The sequence below is a fragment of the Streptomyces sp. RerS4 genome (assembly GCF_023515955.1).
Classification (GTDB): domain Bacteria; phylum Actinomycetota; class Actinomycetes; order Streptomycetales; family Streptomycetaceae; genus Streptomyces.
On the sequence record NZ_CP097322.1, the window covers coordinates 6,142,046 to 6,158,474 of the forward strand.

Sequence of the window (16,429 nt, forward strand, 5' to 3'; positions counted from 1 at the left end):
GTGACGCGTGCGACTTCAGCGCTCGCCGGTGCTCATCGGCGCTTCTTGAGCGCCTCTTCGATCGTGCGCATGACCTCGTCCAGCGGAGCGTCCGTACGCGCCACCGCGACGAGCACCTCGCCCTCGGCGCGCACCGCCGCCGGGGCGGCCGGCGTGGCCGCGGACCCGGTGGTCGCCGTACGCCCCGCGCCGATCCCGGAGCCGAACGTCTTGCGGACGATGGAGAAGGCGTGGTCCAACTGTGCCTCCACGTCCCCCTGGCCCCCGGCCCGCAGCCAGCGCCGCAGCACGTGGTTGTGGGCGGTCACCACCGCCGAGGCGGCCACCTCCGCCAGCAGCGGATCGTCGTTGCCGTCGTGGTGCTCGGTCTCGTCGAAGTGGGCCAGCAGGTAGCGCGTGAACAGCCGCTCGTAGCGGGCCACCGAGGCGATCTCCCGCTCGCGCAGGGCCGGCACCTCGCGGGTCAGCCGGTAGCGCTCCACGGACACCGCCGGGGAGGCGGCGTACATCTTCATGACTTCCTTGATGCCCCGGCACACGGTGTCGAGCGGGTGCTCGTGCGCCGGCGCGACGTCGAGGACCGCCTCGGCGCGGGTCAGGGTGTCGTCGTGGTCGGGGAAGATCGCCTCTTCCTTGGACCGGAAGTGCCGGAAGAAGGTCCGTCGCGCCACCCCGGCGGTCGCGGCGATCTCATCGACCGTCGTGGCCTCGTACCCCTTGGTCGCGAAGAGCTCCATGGCCGCCGCGGCCAGCTCACGGCGCATCTTGAGCCGCTGGGCGGCCGCCCGGGTGCCGGCCGCGCTCTCCGGGACGTCGGAGGGCGCGGAGGCGCGGGGTGAGGTCTTGGCGGGCTGGGACATAGAGCGAAAGTACTTCATTCCCGCAGGAGAGCGCGCCTGAGGGGGGTGGGACAGGGGTGGATGCGGGGGAGAGCCCGCACTGGGCTCGGAAGGGTTCGTCCGCCGTGAGGGTCCGGCGGACCCGAGCAGCCCTCCCCACGCATCCTGCTCAGGGCCCGCCTGGTTACCGGCGGGCGTACTCACGGAATCCGCGACCGGTCTTCCGGCCCAGGCATCCCGCCGCCACCAAGTGCTCCAGCAGCGGGGAGGGGGCCAGCCCCGGGTCGCGGAACTCCTGGTGGAGGACCTTCTCGATGGCCAGCGACACGTCCAGGCCGACCACGTCGAGGAGCTCGAAGGGGCCCATCGGGTAGCCGCCGCCCAGCTTCATCGCGGCGTCGATGTCGTCCAGGCTCGCGTAGTGCTGCTCGACCATCTTGATCGCGTTGTTCAGGTACGGGAACAGCAGGGCGTTCACGATGAAGCCCGCCCGGTCCCCGCAGTCGACCGGGTGCTTGCGCACCTTCAGGCACACCTCGCGGACGGTGGCGTGCACGTCGTCGGAGGTCAGCACCGTGCGGACCACCTCGACCAGCTTCATCGCCGGCGCCGGGTTGAAGAAGTGCATGCCGATCACGTCCTGCGGACGCGAGGTCGCCCGCGCGACGGCGATCACCGGCAGCGACGAGGTCGTGGTGGCCAGCACCGCGCCCGGCCGGCAGACCTTGTCCAGGTTCGCGAACAACTCCTGCTTGATCGCCAGGTCCTCGGCGACGGCCTCCACCGCGAGGTCCACCTCGGAGAAGGCCTCCAGCGACCCGGCCGGGGTGATCCGCGCCAGCGTCGCCGCCGCGGCCTCCTCGGTCAGCCGGCCCTTGGACACCGCACGGCCCAGGGACGTGCCGATCGCCGCCTTGGCGGCCTCCGCCTTCTCCTGGCTTCGCGCCGCCAGCACCACGTCGTAGCCGGCCTGCGCGAAGACCTGCGCGATCCCGCTCGCCATCGTCCCGGAACCGGCCACGCCGACCGACGAGACGGGGCGGCCGCTGCCCAGCGGGGACCCGTCCAAGGGGGTCTGGAGGTCGCGGACGATGACGGAGCTGCCGGGGGCCTCGTACGTGTAGAAGCCCCGGCCGGCCTTCTGCCCGGTCAGGCCCGCCTCGGCGAGGTGGCCCAGGATCGGGGCGGGGGCGTGCAGCCGGTCCCCGGAGGAGGCGTACATGGCCTCCAGCACCGTCCGCGCGGTGTCGACGCCGATCAGGTCGAGCAGGGCGAGCGGGCCCATCGGCAGGCCGCAGCCGAGCCGCATCGCGGCGTCGATGTCCTCACGGGAGGCGTACTTGGCCTCGTACATGGCGGCGGCCTGGTTGAGGTAGCCGAAGAGCAGGCCGTCCGCGACGAAGCCGGGCCGGTCGCCGACCGCGACGGGCTGCTTGCCGAGCTCGCCGGCGAGCGCGGTGACCGCCTCGACGGCGGGCGGGGCGGTGAGCACGCAGGAGACGATCTCGACGAGCTTCATCGCCGGCGCCGGGTTGAAGAAGTGCAGGCCCAGCACGCGTTCGGGGCGCAGGGACTCGGCGGCGAGACGGGTCACCGACAGGGCGTTGGTGCCGGTGGCCAGGATGGTGTCGGGCCGGACGATCGCGTCGAGCTCGCGGAACACCCGCTGCTTGACCTCGTAGTCCTCCGGGACGACCTCGATGACCAGGTCCGCGTCGGCGGCGGCCGCGAGGTCGGTGAAGGTGCGGAAGCGGGCGAGGACGGCCTCGCGCTCCTGCTCGGTGAGCCGCCCCTTGGTCACGGAACGGGCCGTCGCGGCGGCGAGCGCGGCGCCGGCCCGCCGGGTGGCGGCCTCGCTGACGTCGATGCCGATGACCTCGCGGCCTGCGCGGGCGAGGACCTCGGCGATGCCGGAGCCCATCGTGCCGAGACCGACGACGGCGATCGTGGCGAGGGCGGGGCGGCCGGTGGCGGACTGACTGGACGTGGACGGAAGGTCCATCGCGGGACTCCAGTGGAAGAGGGTGACGACTGAGGGTGCGGCGCGCGGAGCACGGTGCGCGGCCGGGAGCGCACACGCCAGGGCCTGTGCGGCGGCGTGCGCGGTGCGAAGAGCGGCCCCGAACAGGGGGCGGAGAACGGCGGACCCTGTCCCGGGATCACGCCGTACGAGGAACGCGGTACCTGAGGCACCGAACCGACTGGCACGGGGCGGCTGCGTCACCAGGCCGGTCCCGTACGTGTTGAAGGGAGAGTAACTCGTCGGTAACTGCTTGGCCAGAGCAGGGGAGATACTGCCGGATGTGACCTACACCGCGCCCGACCGCCCTAGGGTGGCCCCGTGAACGACGTGTTGGAGCGCCTACGGGTCGAGTCGGACGGGTCCTCGGAGTACGCGAGGCTGCTCGCGGCGGACGCCGACGAGCTCGCCGCATCCCTGTCCTCGCCCGGCCAACCCCTGTGGGCCCGCGAACTGGCCGCCTACCGGCTCGGGCTGGCCCGCGACCCGCGGGCCTTCGAGCCCCTCGTACTGCTGCTCAACCACCGCGACCCGGCCCGCTGCGAGACCGCCGCGCGGGCGCTCGCCGTGCTGGGCGACCCGCGTACCGCACGGGCGGCCGCCGCGCTGGCCACCAACACCCTGCGCACGGCCTACGCCCTGCACGCGGTGCGGCTGTTGACCGCGCTGCGGGCGCCCGAGTCCGCCCCGGCCCTGATCAAGACCCTGGAGCGGCTGCTCTCGCCGCACGACCCGTACTGGCGGGTGGCGCTGGCCTGTGTGGAGGGGCTCGCCGCCCTCGCGGACGTACGGGCCCGTGACGTCCTGGTGCGGGCACAGTCGCACCCCCGCCTGGCGGTGGCGGCCACCGCCGGCCTGGGCCGCCTCGCGGCGGGCCACCCCGACGCCTGATCCCCGGCCCGGGTCAGGCGCCGGCCGGCTCCGGGACGATCGCGAAGGCGTCGATCTCCACCAGGAGTTCCGGCCGCACGAGCGCGGCGACCTGCACGGCGGACGAGGCCGGCACCCGGTCCGGGGCGATCACCTCGGCGCGGGCCGCCCGTACCGCCGGCAGGTGCGCCACGTCCGTGACGTAGTAGGTCAGCTTCACGACGTCGTCGAAGCCGGCCCCGGCCGCCGCCAGGCACCGGCGCAGGTTCTCGAAGACCTGCCGGGCCTGGGCGGCGGGGTCGCCCTCGCCGACCAGCTCGCCCGCCTCGTCGAAGGAACACTGCCCGGAGATCGCGACGAAGCGGCCCGTTCCCCAGACCACGTGGCTGTATCCGGCGCCACCGCTGACGCCCTCGGGCGCGGCGATGCGGGTGAGGTGGCCGCTGTGCGTCGAGGCGGCTTCGGGCGATGAGGTGCCGGGTGATGCGGTCATGCGGACGATCTTGCCAGAGCCGACCCGGCGGGGATCGGCCGGCCGGTCGGTTGACCGGCCGGACCGGCCGGACCGGCCGGACCGGCCGGTCAGACGCGTCTGCCGCGTGGGCCGGTCAGCCGCGGAAGCCCAGCAGCCCGTGCAGGGCCGCCCCGCCCGCCGAGGGCGAGGCCGCGCGGGTGGCGGTCGTCGGCTTCGGGGCGCTCTGGGCGGGGCAGGAGGCGTCGCTCGCCCTGCCCGTCCGCAGGTACGCGGCGAGCTTCTCGTCCAGGCACTTGTTGCCGGCCAGCGCGATCCCGTGGTTGCCCCCGCCCTGCTCCACCACCAGGGCCGAGCCCGCCAGCTTGTTCTTCATGCTCACCGCGCCCTCGAACGGCGTCGCGGCGTCCTCCGTCGCCTGCAACAACAGCGCCTGGGGCAGGGCGGCGTTCGTCACGTCCGGGGCCTGGAGCGGCTCACCCGGCCAGAAGGCGCACGGCGCGTTGTACCAGGCGTTGTTCCAGGTCATGAAGGGCGCCTTGGCGTGCGTACGCCACATGTCGGCCCGCCACCGGTTCCAGTCCCGGGGCCAGGCCGAGTCGCGGCACTGCACCGCCGTGTACACGCTGTAGCTGTTGCCCGCCGACGGCTGCACCGCCCCGAACCGCTCGTACGCGGCCACCAGCTGCTTCGTCTCCCCCGTGCGCGCGTACGCCGAGAAGGCCTCGGCCAGGGCCGGCCAGTAGCCGTTGTAGTAGGCGCCCGGCATGTACGTGTCCTCCAGCTCGGCCGGGCCGACCTTGCCGCCCGCCGCGCTCCGGCGCAGGCTCTCGCGCATCCCGTACCACCGCGCCTCGACCCGCGCCGGGTCCGTCCCGAGCCGGTACGTGGCGTCGTGCGCGGCCACCCAGGCCAGGAACGACTTGTGGCGGGCGTCGAAGGCCTGGTCCTGGGCCAGGTTGTCCTGGTACCAGACCCCGGCCGGGTCGACCACGGAGTCCAGCACGAGGCGGTGCACCCGGTCCGGGTGGAGCTTGGCGTACACCGCGCCCAGGTAGGTCCCGTAGGAGTAGCCGAAGTAGCTGAGCCGCGGCGCGCCCAGGGCGGTGCGCAGCACCTCCAGGTCGCGGGCGGCGGCGACGGTGCCGATGTACGGGAGCACGTCGGCGTGCCGGCTCTGGCAGGACACGGCGAAGTCGCGGACCCGCTCCAGGTTGGCCCGCTCGACGGCCGCCTCCCGGGGGACGGAGTCCGGTCGTACGGGCTTGAAGTGGTTGCCGCCGCAGTCCAGGGCGGGTTCGCTGTGGCCGACGCCCCGGGGGTCGAAGCCGATGACGTCGTACTGGGCGGCCACGTCCTTGGGCAGGGAGGTGGCCACGAACCCGGCCAGGGCGCGGCCGCTGCCGCCCGGCCCGCCGGGGTTGACGAGCAGCGGTCCCTGTGAGGTGGCGGCGGTGTGCGGGACGCGGGTCAGGGCCAGGGAGATCTGCCGCCCGGCGGGCCGGTCGTGGTCGAGGGGGACCTTGAGGGAGGCGCACTGGAGGGTCGGGTAACGGGGCGTCGCGCAGCCGGTCCACCGCAGCGCGGCGGCGGCGACGGCGGCCCGGTCCGCGGGCGCGGGCGCGGCCGGCGCGGCGGTGACGGGGCCCGCGAGGGCGGCGGCGACGGTGGAGAGGGACAGCAGTACGGCGGCGCGCTTCTTCAAGGGGTGCAGCATGGGGCCTCCCAGCCGAGGGTTCTGGGCGGAATCGTCCCGGAAACCATGGCGGGAAAACGCGATCGGCCCACGGATTGGCCCGATGTGATGACCCGTCGGAGGCGTCCGGGGGAGGGAAGACCCCTGACACGACCTAAAGGAGGGTCAGCTGCGTCGGTCCTGTGGGGGCCGGCGGCGCGCTCTCGTGCTGCGGCGGGGCGGCGGGTCGCGTCCGCTCGCGCCGGGCCGGTCCGATGCCGTACTCGGTTGCCAGCTCGTGCACCTGGCGGGTGATCTGCCGCTGGTACCAGGTGGGCGCGTAGGCCCCGTCCGCGTACATGCGCGAGTACCGTCCGAGGAGCCCGGGGTGATGCCGGGTCAGCCAGGCCGTGAACCACTCCCGCGCCCCGGGCCGCAGGTGCAGCGCCAGCGGCGTCACGGACGTGGCCCCCGCCGCCGCGATCGCGCGGACGGTCTCCCGCAGCTGCTCGGGGGAGTCCCCGAGGAAGGGTACGACCGGGGCCATCAGCACCCCGCACTCGATCCCGGCGTCGCTCAGGGCCCGTACGGCGGCCAGCCGGGCGGCGGGGGAGGGGGCGCCGGGCTCCACCGTCCGCCACAGGGGGACGTCGGTGAAGCCGACGGAGACGCAGACGCCCACCTCCGTGACCTCGGCGGCCTCCCGCAGCAGGGGCAGGTCGCGCAGGATCAGCGTGCCCTTGGTGAGGATCGAGAACGGATTCGCGTGGTCGCGCAGCGCCCCGATGATCCCGGGCATCAGCCGGTAGCGGCCCTCGGCGCGCTGGTAGCAGTCCACGTTCGTGCCCATGGCGATGTGCGCGCCGCTCCAGCGCGGCGCGGCCAGCTCGCGGCGCAGCAGTTCGGGGGCGTTGACCTTGACGACGATCTGGGTGTCGAAACCGGTCCCGGTGTCGAGGTCGAGGTAGGCGTGCGTCTTGCGCGCGAAGCAGTAGACGCAGGCGTGGCCGCAGCCCCGATAGGGGTTGACGGTCCACTCGAACGGCATGCGGGAGGCGCCCGGCACCCGGTTCACCAGTGAGCGGGCGCGGACCTCGTGGAAGGTGAACCCCCGGAACTCGGGCGTGTCGAAGGTCCGCGTGACGACCGCGCCCGCCCCGAAGAGCGCGGCGGGCCCGTCCGGGGTCCCGGTCAGATTGTCCCAGCGCATGACTGCCTCCTCGGCGACTCGCTCCGAGAATAGAACAAACGTTCCTATGATCGTGCGGAAGGTGCTCCGACCGGCCGCTCTCCCGGGGCCGCGCGGCGGCGGATTTGGGCGGCCGGGCCGGAGGTGGTTGGCTTGCCGCGACGAGCGAACACAACTGCTGGAGGAACAGGTATGGCGCAGGTCGAGGCCACCACGGAGCGCATCATCGGGGCCGACGCGGAGACCGTCTTCGACGCGCTGGCGGACTACACCGGCACCCGGGGCAAGCTGCTCCCCGAGCACTTCAGCGAGTACGAGGTGCGCGAGGGCGGCGACGGCGAGGGCACCCTCGTCCACTGGAAGCTCCAGGCCACCAGCAAGCGCGTCCGTGACTGCCTGCTGGAGGTCAGCGAGCCCACGGACGGGCAGCTCGTGGAGAAGGACCGCAACTCCTCCATGGTCACCACCTGGACCGTGACCCCCGCCGGCGAGGGCAGGTCCAAGGCCGTCGTCAGCACCGTCTGGAACGGCGCCGGCGGCATCGGCGGCTTCTTCGAGCGCACCTTCGCCCCCAAGGGCCTCGGCCGCATCTACGACACCGTCCTCGCCAACCTGGCGCGCGAAGTCGAGGCCTGAGCCCGGCCCTTGCCCCACGGCCGCCCGGCACCACGCTCCGGGCGGCTCACCGGTTCGGGTGGATTTCCCCGGTCGGTGTGGCCCCCGGAATCCCGCTGCCCCGACGGCTAGGGTGGGGCGTCCGCGACCCGACACCCCGGGGGGCCCGATGAAGATCCTCGTCTCGGCCGACATGGAAGGCGCCACCGGCGTCACCTGGCCCCAGGACGTGCTGCCCGGCACCCCGCAGTGGGAGCGCTGCCGGGGCATGTTCACCTCCGACGTCAACGCCGCCGTCCTCGGCTTCTACGACGGCGGCGCCGACCGGGTCCTCGTCAACGAGGCCCACATGACCATGCGCAACCTGCTGCTGGAGAAGCTCGACGCCCGCGCCGAGATGCTCACCGGCCGCCACAAGGCCCTCACCATGGTCGAGGGCGTCCAGCACGGCGACGTCGACGGCGTCGCCTTCGTCGGCTACCACACCGGCGCCGGCGCCGAAGGCGTCCTCGCCCACACCTACCTCGCCAACTCGATCACCGGCGTCTGGCTGAACGGCCGGCGCGCGAGCGAGGGCCTGCTCAACGCCCACGTCGTCGCCGAGTACGGCGTCCCCGTCATCCTCGTCACCGGCGACGACCTCACCTGCGTCGACGCCGCCCACTACGCCCCCGACGCCCGCACCGTCGCCGTCAAGGACCACGTCTCGCGCTACGCGGCCGTCTGCCGCACCCCCGCCCGGACCGCCGCCGACATCCGGGCCGCCGCCACCGAGGCCACGAAGCTCGCCGTCCGCCACGAGCCGGTGCGCGGCGGCCCCTTCACGGTGGAGGTGGAATTCGACGCCGAGCACCTGGGGATGGCCGCCACGGTCGTCCCGGGCGTCGAACCGTCCGGCGAACGCAGGGTCGCGTACACCAGCGCGACGATGTACGAGGGCATCCGGACCTTCAAGGCCGTCACGACGGTCGTCTCGTCAGCGGTGGAGGAGCAGTATGGATGACATGAACGGCCTGGACGCGACGAGCCGCGCGGAGGTCGTCGACCCGGCGGCCCTCGACGAGGTCGTCGAGTTCACCTCCGCGCTGATCCGCATCGACACGAGCAACCGGGGCGGCGGCGACTGCCGCGAACGCCCCGCCGCCGAGTACGTCGCCGAACGGCTGGCCGCCGCGGGCCTGGAGCCGGTCCTGCTGGAACGCACCCCCGGCCGCACCAACGTCGTCGCCCGCATCGAGGGCGCCGACCCCTCCGCCGACGCCCTCCTCGTCCACGGCCACCTCGACGTGGTCCCCGCCGAGCCCGCCGACTGGAGCGTCGACCCCTTCTCCGGCGAGATCCGCGACGGCGTGGTCTGGGGCCGCGGGGCCGTCGACATGAAGAACATGGACGCCATGGTGCTGGCCGTCGTACGGGCCTGGGCGCGGGCCGGCGTCCGGCCGCGGCGGGACATCGTCCTCGCCTTCACCGCCGACGAGGAGGACAGCGCGATCGACGGATCCGGCTTCCTCGCCGACCACCACCCGCACCTCTTCGAGGGCTGCACGGAAGGCCTCTCCGAATCCGGCGCCTTCACCCTGCACACCGGCCCCGGCCGGGCCCTCTACCCGATCGCCGCCGGTGAACGCGGCACCGGCTGGCTGAAGTTGACCGCGCACGGCACCGCCGGACACGGCTCCAAGCCCAACCGGGCCAACGCCGTCAGCCGCCTCGCCGGCGCCGTCGCCCGCATCGGCGCCCACGAATGGCCCGTCCGCCTCACCGACACCGTCGCCGCCTGCATCACCGAACTCGCCGCCGTCCAGGGCCTGTCGGTCGATCCGCGCGTCCCCGGCTTCGACCTCGACACGGTCCTCGACAAGCTGGGACCGGCCGCCGCCCTGGTGGAGGCCACCCTGCGCAACAGCGCCAACCCCACCATGCTGAGCGCCGGTTACAAACTGAACGTCGTGCCCGGCCACGCCACCGCCTACGTCGACGGCCGGATCCTGCCGGGCGGCGAGGCCGAGTTCATCGCCACCCTCGACGAACTCACCGGCCCCGACGTGACGTGGGAGTTCCACCACCGCGAGGTCCCCCTCGAAGCGCCCGTCGACGGACGGACGTACGCGATCCTGCGCGAGTGCGTCCAGCACTTCGACCCCGACGGGCACGTCGTCCCGTTCTGCATGGCGGGCGGCACCGACGCCAAGCAGTTCTCCCGGCTCGGCATCACCGGCTACGGCTACTCCCCGCTCAAGCTGCCGCCGGGCTTCGACTACTGGGCCCTCTTCCACGGCGTCGACGAACGCGTCCCCGTCGAGGCCCTGCACTTCGGCGTCCGCGTCCTCGACCGCGCGCTGCGGACCCTGTGAGCGGGCCCCGGTGACGCCCGCCGCCGACGGCCCCTACGGCAGCTGGCCCTCGCCGATCGACGCCGCGCTCGCCGCCTCCCGCGACGGCCGCCCCGAGTACCTCGGCGTGATCGGCGCCGAGGTGTGGTGGACGGAGCCGCGCCCCGGCGAAGACGGCCGCCGCACCCTGGTGCGCCGTCCCGCCGACGGCCGCGCCGCCCGGTCGGTCCTGCCCGCCCCGTGGAACGTGCGCAGTCGCCTCACCGAGTACGGGGGCCTGCCCTGGGCCGGCGTCGAACGCCCCGACGCGGGGCCGCTGGTGGTCTTCGTCCACCACGCCGACCAGCGGCTCTACGCCTGTGAACCGGACGCGCCCGCCGGCCCCGACCCGCGACCGCTGACCCCGTCGTCCCCGGTCGGCGGTGGGTTGCGGTGGGCCGACCCGATTCTGCGGGGCGGCGAAGTGTGGTGCGTACTGGAGGAGTTCACCGGCCCCGCCCCCACCGACGTACGGCGCGTGGCCGCCGCCGTCCCGCTGGACGGTTCCGCCGCCGAAGCCCGCTCCGCCGTACGGGAATTGACCGACGACCGACACCGCTTCCGGACCGGGCCGAAGCTCTCCCCCGACGGGCGGCGCGCGGCCTGGCTGGTGTGGGACCACCCCCGGATGCCGTGGGACGGCACCGAACTCCAGGTGGCCGACGTGACCCCCGACGGCCGCCTCGGCGAACCCCGCACCGTCCTCGGCGGACCGACCGAGGCCGTGGCCCAGGTGGCGTGGGCCGAGGACGGGAGCCTGCTCGCGGTCAGTGACCGCGGCGGCTGGTGGAACCCGTACCGGGTGGACCCGGAGGGCGGCGGCGGGGCCGTCAACCTGTGCCCGCGCGAAGAGGAGTTCGGGGGTGCGCTGTGGAAGCCGGGGCTGACCTGGCTGGCGCCACTGCCCGACCGGCTCCTCGCCGTCCTGCACGGGCAGGGTGCGGCCCGGCTCGGCGTACTGGACCCGGACAGCGGCGACCTGGTCGACGCGGCCGGGCCCTGGACCGCCTGGCAGCCGACGCTCGCCGTCAGCGGCACCCGCGTCTACGGGGTCGCCGCCAGCCCGCGCAGCGCGTACGAGGTCGTCGAGCTGGACACCGCCACGGGGCACACCCGCGTCGTCGGCGCCCACGCGAGCGACCCCGTCGACCCGGCCCACTACCCGGAGCCGCAGACCAGGACCTTCGCCGGGCCCGGCGGCCGCGAGGTCCACGCCCACGTCTACCCGCCGCACCACCCCACCCGCCGGGCACCCGCCGACGAGCTGCCCCCGTACGTCGTGTGGGCCCACGGCGGCCCCACCGACCACGTGCCGCCCGTACTCGACCTGCACATCGCCTACTTCACCTCGCGCGGCATCGGCGTGGTCGAGGTCAACTACGGCGGCTCGACCGGCTACGGCCGCGCCTACCGCGAGCGGCTGCGCGAGCAGTGGGGCGTCGTCGACGTGGAGGACTGCGCGGCCGTGGCCCGCGCCCTGGCCGCCGAGGGCACCGCCGACCCCGACCGGCTCGCCATCCGGGGTGGCAGCGCGGGCGGTTGGACGGCCGCCGCCTCGCTGGCCGCCGGCGAGCCGTACGCCTGCGCGGCGATCATCTACCCGGTCCTCGACCTGCGCGGCTTCGCCGCCGAGACCCACGACCTGGAGTCACGCTACGTCGACGGCCTCGCCGGACCGCCCGAGGTCCTCGCCCTGCGCTGCCGCGAACGCTCCCCGGTGGCCCGCGCCGACCGGATCACCGCGCCCTTCGTCCTCCTCCAGGGCCTCGACGACCCGGTCTGCCCGCCCGCCCAGGCCGAACGCCTCCTCGCCGCCCTGCGCGGCCGACCCGTACCGCACGCGTACGTGACCTTCGAGGGCGAGGGCCACGGCTTCCGGCGCGCGGACACGATGGTCCGCGCGCTGGAGGCGGAACTGTCGCTGTACGCCCAGGTGTTCGGCATCACCCGTGAGGACATCCCCCGGCTGGCCCTGAACGGCTGACCACGGCGGCCCGGCCGGCCTCCGCCGCTAGGGGGTGTCTTTCGAATCAGGCCGGGCTCGCGGTGGTCCCTGATCCGGCCTGATCCGAAAGACACCCCCTAGGCCGGGTCACCCCTCTCGGAGCCACACCCGCAGCGGGCCGATCGGGGCGAAGCCGTGGCGGGTGGCGGTGTCGAGGTCCTCCCCGGACTCGTAGCCGACGACCGGCAGGCCGGGCCAGAGCGCGGCGATGGCCGAGACGGCGCCCCTCCACGCCTCGTCGGGCGGGGTGCCGGGCGCGGAGAACACGTTGGAGATCCCCACGACCCGGCCGGTGCGGTGCGCGGCGGCCCCGGCGAGGATCCGGCCGGCGGCGTCGTGGCCGGAGAGAAAGGCGAACTCCGGGGCCAGCAGGCCGGGGTGGAAGAGCCCGGTGCTCTCCTCGCCGTCCCAGGCGGTCTCCCAGGCGACCAGCTCCTCGGCCGTGTCGACGCGCGCCCAGCGCAGCGCGGTGGCCGGGGCCGCCGGGGTGTCGGCGGCGCGGTGGATCCACTGAGCCTCGAACAGGACGCCGAAACCCGCCTGGCCGAGGTCGAGCGCGGCGAAGCTGTCCTTGACGGAGCAGCCGGGCGCGTCGGTGTCCATCGCGGCGAGGAGGGCCGCGGCCGAGGCGGTCCGGGTGAGGGTCACGGCGTCCGGGTAGTACGGCGGGGTGCGGCGCGCGCTGACCCAAGCGCCCGACGCGAACGCGCCCTCTCGGGTCACCGCGGCGCACCATTCGGCGTTGTTGCGTGCCGCCATGTGCAGGAGTTCTTCGCTGTTCGGGCTGATGATCACACGGGGGATCGTGTCACACGATCTAGCCTGGGCGGATGCCATATGTCACCTACCTCGCGGAGGGCGAGCGGGTCGGGTTGCGTCCCTTCCGGCTCGCCGACGGCCCCGAGTTCACCACCCGCGCGCGCGAGAGCCGCCGGCTGCACCGGCCGTGGCTGTTCCCGCCCACCACCGTCGAGGAGTACGAGCCGTACGCGACCCGGCTGATCGAGGACGAGGCACGGGCCGGGTTCCTGGTGTGCGAGCGGGCCACCGGGGCCATCGCCGGGTTCGTCAATGTCAACAACATCGTGCACGGGGCGTTCCGGTGCGGGGCGCTCGGCTACGGGGCGTTCGCGCACGCGGCGGGCCGCGGACTGCTCCGCGAGGCGTTGGGGCTGGTGGTCGACCACGCGTTCGCCCCGGCGGACGACGGCGACGACGGCGGCGGTATGGGGCTGCACCGCCTGGAGGCGAACATCCAGCCGGGCAACACGGCGTCGATCGCGCTGGTCCGCGGCCGGGGCTTTCGCCTGGAGGGGTTCTCGCCGGACTTCCTGTACGTCGACGGGGCCTGGCGCGACCACGAACGCTGGGCCATCACCGCCGATCGTCGTGGCTTCGCGCAACCCCCTGACCGGTGGTGGGCATGAAGGGATGAAACACGCCGGAACCCCTGTGCAACAGCGGTGCCGGCGTGTTCCATTCCTCCATGGCCACCACCGTCCGACGTGCCCAGCTGACCCTCGACGCTGCCCCGTTGGGGCCCGACAACCCGCTGCCCGCGCTGCGCGCGCCCGACGGGGTGCACGCCCTGGACGAGCGCTCGCGCCAGGGACTGCCGCGCGACATGGCCCGTCAGGTCGGCTACGAGCCGCTGCGCTCCCTGCTGCCGGCGCGCATCCGCGACGGGTACGGACGCGAGCGCGCCGAGCGTCGGGTGGAGACGGTCGTCCTGGAGAACGCCCACCTGCGGGTCACCGTACTGCCCGGTCTCGGCGGCCGGATCCACTCGCTCCTCCACCTGCCGACCGGCCGGGAACTCCTCTACCGCAACCCGGTGTTCCAGCCGGCCAACTTCGCCCTCAACGGCGCCTGGTACTCCGGCGGCGTCGAATGGAACATCGGTGCCACCGGCCACACCACCCTGTCCTGCGCGCCGCTGCACGCCGCGCTCGTCCCCGCCCCCGACGGGGGCGTCATGGTCCGGCTGTGGGAGTGGGAGCGGCTGCGCGACCTTCCCTTCCAGGTGGACCTCTGGCTGCCGGAGGACTCGGAGTTCCTCTACGTCGGCGTCCGCGTGCGGAACCCGCACGAGCGGCCCGCGCCCGTCTACTGGTGGTCCAACATCGCCGTCCCGGAAGACCACGGCACGCGGGTCCTGGCCCCCGCCGACGAGGCCTGGCACTACGGCTACGAGCGCAGCCTGCGCCGCGTCCCCGTCCCGACCTGGCAGGACGCCGACCGCACGTACCCGCTCGGCAGCACCTATCCCGCCGACTTCTTCTACGAGGTCCAGGAGGAGCGGCGGCCCTGGATCGCCGCCCTCGACGCCGAGGGGCGCGGACTCGTCCAGGCCTCCACCGCACGGCTGCGCGGCCGCAAGCTCTTCGTGTGGGGCGCGGGCCAGGGCGGGCGGCGCTGGCAGGAGTGGCTGACCGAGCCCGGCACGGGGGGCTACGCCGAGATCCAGGCCGGGCTGGCCCGCACCCAGCTGGAGCACGTACGGCTGGAGGCCGGCGGGGAGTTCAGCTGGCTGGAGGCGTACGGGCCGCTCGCGGCGGACCCGGTGACGGTGCACGGGGCCGACTGGGCGGCCGCGCGCGGGGCGACGGCGGCGGCCCTGGACAAGGCCCTGCCCGCCGACGCCCTGGACGCCGCCCACCGACAGTGGCGCGGCGCCGCCGACACCGCACCGGGGGAGCGGCTGGCGACCGGCTCCGGCTGGGGCGCGCTGGAGGTGCTCCGCGGCGGCCTCACCCTGCCGGGCACCCCCTTCGAGGAGTCGACCCTCGGCGAGGAACAGGAGCCCTGGCTACGGCTTTGGCGGACGGGGGTGCTGCCCACCCCGCCGGAGGTGGCGCCGCCGGGGCCCGCGCTGGTCGCCCCGCACTGGCGGGACATGCTGGAGACCGCCCCCGCCGACCCGCTCACCGAATACCACCTGGGCGTGGCCCAGTGGCACGCCGGTGACGTGGCCCAGGCCGTCCGCAGCTGGGAGCGCGGGCTCGCGCCCGCCTCCTCCCGCTGGCCCCTGCTGCGCTGCCTCGCGGTGGCCGACGCCCTGGCCGGGGCCCCCGAGCGGGCCGCCGACCGCTACGCCGAGGCCTTCGACGACCTCGCACGGGAGAGCCGGGGCGGGGAGTCCTGGACCGCCGCCGAGTCCGCGCTCGGCCGCGAGGCGATGGCCGCGCAGCTCGCCGCCGGACGGTGGGCCGAGGCCCGCGCCGTGTGGGACCGGCTGCGACCCGCCCTGCGCGAGCAGGGGCGCTTCCGGCTGCTGGCCGCCCGACTGCTGGCGGCCGAGGGGCACGTGGGCGCGGCCCGCCGGGTCTTCGAGGACGGCTTCGAGATCCCCGATCTGCGGGAGGGGGAGGAGACCCTCGCCGAGGTGTGGGCCGCCCTCACCGACCGCCCGCTGCCGGCCGCGTACGACTTCCGGATGCGCCCGCCCGGGTGAGGCCCCGTCAGCCGGCGGACGCCCGTCAGGCACGGCACAGCAGCTCGCCGTTGAGGACGGAGAACCAGGCGTCGGCGGCCCTACCCCACGCGTGCCAGGCCTCGGCGGCGGCGGTCAGGTCGTCGGGGTCGGCGTGGCCGCCCGCGACGGCGACGGACGCGTACGCGGAGGCCCGCGTACGGTCGGCCCACAGGGCGGACCACCAGGCCACCTCCTCCGGCGTCGCGTAGCACCAGGCCGTCGCGGAGGCCCGTACGTCCGTGAAGCCCGCCGCCCGCGCCCACGACAGCAGCCGGCGGCCGGCGTCCGGTTCGCCGCCGTTCGCGCGGGCCACCCGCCGGTACAGGTCCAGCCACGCGTCCAGGCCCGGGGTCGCGGGGAACCAGGTCATCGCCGCGTAGTCGGCGTCGCGCACCGCCACGATCCCGCCCGGCCGGCAGACCCGGCGCATCTCGCGCAGCGCCCGTACGGGGTCGCCGACGTGTTGCAGCACCTGGTGGGCGTGGACGACGTCGAAGGTGTCGTCCGCGAAGTCCAGGGCGTGGACGTCCGCCGTGGCGAAGTCGACGACCCCGGACAGCCCGCGTTCCGCCGCGTGGGCGCTCGCCTGCGCCAGTACGTCCGCCGCCGCGTCGACCGCCGTGACGTGGCCGCCGGGGGAGACCAGCTCCGCCAGGTCGGCCGTGATCGTCCCCGGGCCGCAGCCCACGTCCAGGACCCGCAGACCGGGGCGCAGCTCGCCGATCAGGTACGCGGCCGAGTTGGCGGCGGTGCGCCAACGGTGCGAGCGCAGGACGGACTCGTGGTGCCCGTGCGTGTAGACGGCGGTTTCGCGCGGGGTCGCGTGCGGGGCATCGTGCGCGGTCTCGTGCGCGGTCTCGTGCCGGTCGGTCATGGGTCGGCGCTCCTCGTCCTCGA

General features: G+C 74.5%; 14 protein-coding genes. 7 read left to right on the forward strand and 7 right to left on the reverse strand.

Annotated features, from left to right (window positions below; genetic code table 11):
- Positions 1 to 32 precede the first annotated feature (32 nt).
- Both M4D82_RS27605 and M4D82_RS27610 read right to left on the reverse strand, forming a co-directional pair.
- A complete protein-coding gene (locus tag M4D82_RS27605) occupies positions 33 to 860 on the reverse strand; it encodes a TetR family transcriptional regulator (protein WP_249768881.1) in 828 nt (275 codons plus the stop codon).
- 163 nt (positions 861 to 1,023) lie between these two features.
- Complete coding sequence (locus M4D82_RS27610; protein WP_249768882.1) at positions 1,024 to 2,841, reverse strand: 3-hydroxyacyl-CoA dehydrogenase family protein; 1,818 nt, start codon at positions 2,839 to 2,841, stop codon at positions 1,024 to 1,026.
- A gap of 339 nt (positions 2,842 to 3,180) precedes the next feature.
- Between M4D82_RS27610 and M4D82_RS27615 the strand changes: the two genes are divergently transcribed.
- Positions 3,181 to 3,750: a HEAT repeat domain-containing protein gene (locus M4D82_RS27615; protein WP_249768887.1), complete on the forward strand. Its 570-nt coding sequence runs from the start codon at positions 3,181 to 3,183 to the stop codon at positions 3,748 to 3,750.
- 13 nt (positions 3,751 to 3,763) lie between these two features.
- On the opposite strand, the gene M4D82_RS27620 is transcribed toward M4D82_RS27615, so the two are convergent.
- The 3 genes from M4D82_RS27620 to M4D82_RS27630 all read right to left on the reverse strand — a co-directional run bounded on the left by M4D82_RS27620 (position 3,764) and on the right by M4D82_RS27630 (position 7,086).
- Positions 3,764 to 4,222, reverse strand: a complete 459-nt coding sequence (locus M4D82_RS27620) for a RidA family protein (protein ID WP_249768888.1) — start codon at positions 4,220 to 4,222, stop codon at positions 3,764 to 3,766.
- Positions 4,223 to 4,337: 115 nt separating this feature from the next.
- A complete protein-coding gene (locus M4D82_RS27625; protein ID WP_249768889.1) occupies positions 4,338 to 5,918 on the reverse strand; it encodes an alpha/beta hydrolase in 1,581 nt (526 codons plus the stop codon).
- 133 nt (positions 5,919 to 6,051) lie between these two features.
- Positions 6,052 to 7,086: an Rv2578c family radical SAM protein gene (locus tag M4D82_RS27630; protein ID WP_249768890.1), complete on the reverse strand. Its 1,035-nt coding sequence runs from the start codon at positions 7,084 to 7,086 to the stop codon at positions 6,052 to 6,054.
- Between the two features lie 171 nt (positions 7,087 to 7,257).
- Here M4D82_RS27630 and M4D82_RS27635 point away from each other — a divergent pair, with 171 nt between their 5' ends.
- The 4 genes from M4D82_RS27635 (at position 7,258) to M4D82_RS27650 (ending at position 12,036) form a co-directional block, all read left to right on the forward strand.
- Positions 7,258 to 7,701 (forward strand): SRPBCC family protein, encoded by a 444-nt coding sequence (locus M4D82_RS27635; RefSeq protein WP_249768891.1) that lies wholly within the window; start codon positions 7,258 to 7,260, stop codon positions 7,699 to 7,701.
- Positions 7,702 to 7,849: 148 nt separating this feature from the next.
- The gene (locus M4D82_RS27640; protein ID WP_249768892.1) at positions 7,850 to 8,683 is read left to right on the forward strand and encodes a M55 family metallopeptidase; all 834 of its coding nucleotides are present in this window, start codon (positions 7,850 to 7,852) and stop codon (positions 8,681 to 8,683) included.
- Complete coding sequence (locus M4D82_RS27645) at positions 8,676 to 10,034, forward strand: M20/M25/M40 family metallo-hydrolase (protein WP_502989015.1); 1,359 nt, start codon at positions 8,676 to 8,678, stop codon at positions 10,032 to 10,034. The genes M4D82_RS27640 and M4D82_RS27645 overlap by 8 nt, the downstream gene beginning before the upstream one ends.
- A gap of 10 nt (positions 10,035 to 10,044) precedes the next feature.
- Positions 10,045 to 12,036 (forward strand): S9 family peptidase, encoded by a 1,992-nt coding sequence (locus M4D82_RS27650; protein WP_249768893.1) that lies wholly within the window; start codon positions 10,045 to 10,047, stop codon positions 12,034 to 12,036.
- 108 nt (positions 12,037 to 12,144) lie between these two features.
- On the opposite strand, the gene M4D82_RS27655 is transcribed toward M4D82_RS27650, so the two are convergent.
- On the reverse strand, positions 12,145 to 12,846 hold the full coding sequence (locus M4D82_RS27655) for a hypothetical protein (RefSeq protein WP_502989094.1): 702 nt from the start codon (positions 12,844 to 12,846) through the stop codon (positions 12,145 to 12,147).
- Positions 12,847 to 12,887: 41 nt separating this feature from the next.
- Here M4D82_RS27655 and M4D82_RS27660 point away from each other — a divergent pair, with 41 nt between their 5' ends.
- The gene (locus tag M4D82_RS27660) at positions 12,888 to 13,484 is read left to right on the forward strand and encodes a GNAT family N-acetyltransferase (protein WP_249768895.1); all 597 of its coding nucleotides are present in this window, start codon (positions 12,888 to 12,890) and stop codon (positions 13,482 to 13,484) included.
- Between the two features lie 59 nt (positions 13,485 to 13,543).
- Positions 13,544 to 15,511 (forward strand): DUF5107 domain-containing protein, encoded by a 1,968-nt coding sequence (locus M4D82_RS27665; protein WP_249768896.1) that lies wholly within the window; start codon positions 13,544 to 13,546, stop codon positions 15,509 to 15,511.
- 25 nt (positions 15,512 to 15,536) lie between these two features.
- Here the strand turns inward: M4D82_RS27665 and M4D82_RS27670 are convergent, their stop codons facing one another.
- Positions 15,537 to 16,406 carry a methyltransferase domain-containing protein gene (locus M4D82_RS27670; protein WP_249768897.1) on the reverse strand — a complete coding sequence of 290 codons (870 nt, stop codon included), beginning with the start codon at positions 16,404 to 16,406 and terminating at the stop codon, positions 15,537 to 15,539.
- Positions 16,407 to 16,429: the final 23 nt, after the last annotated feature.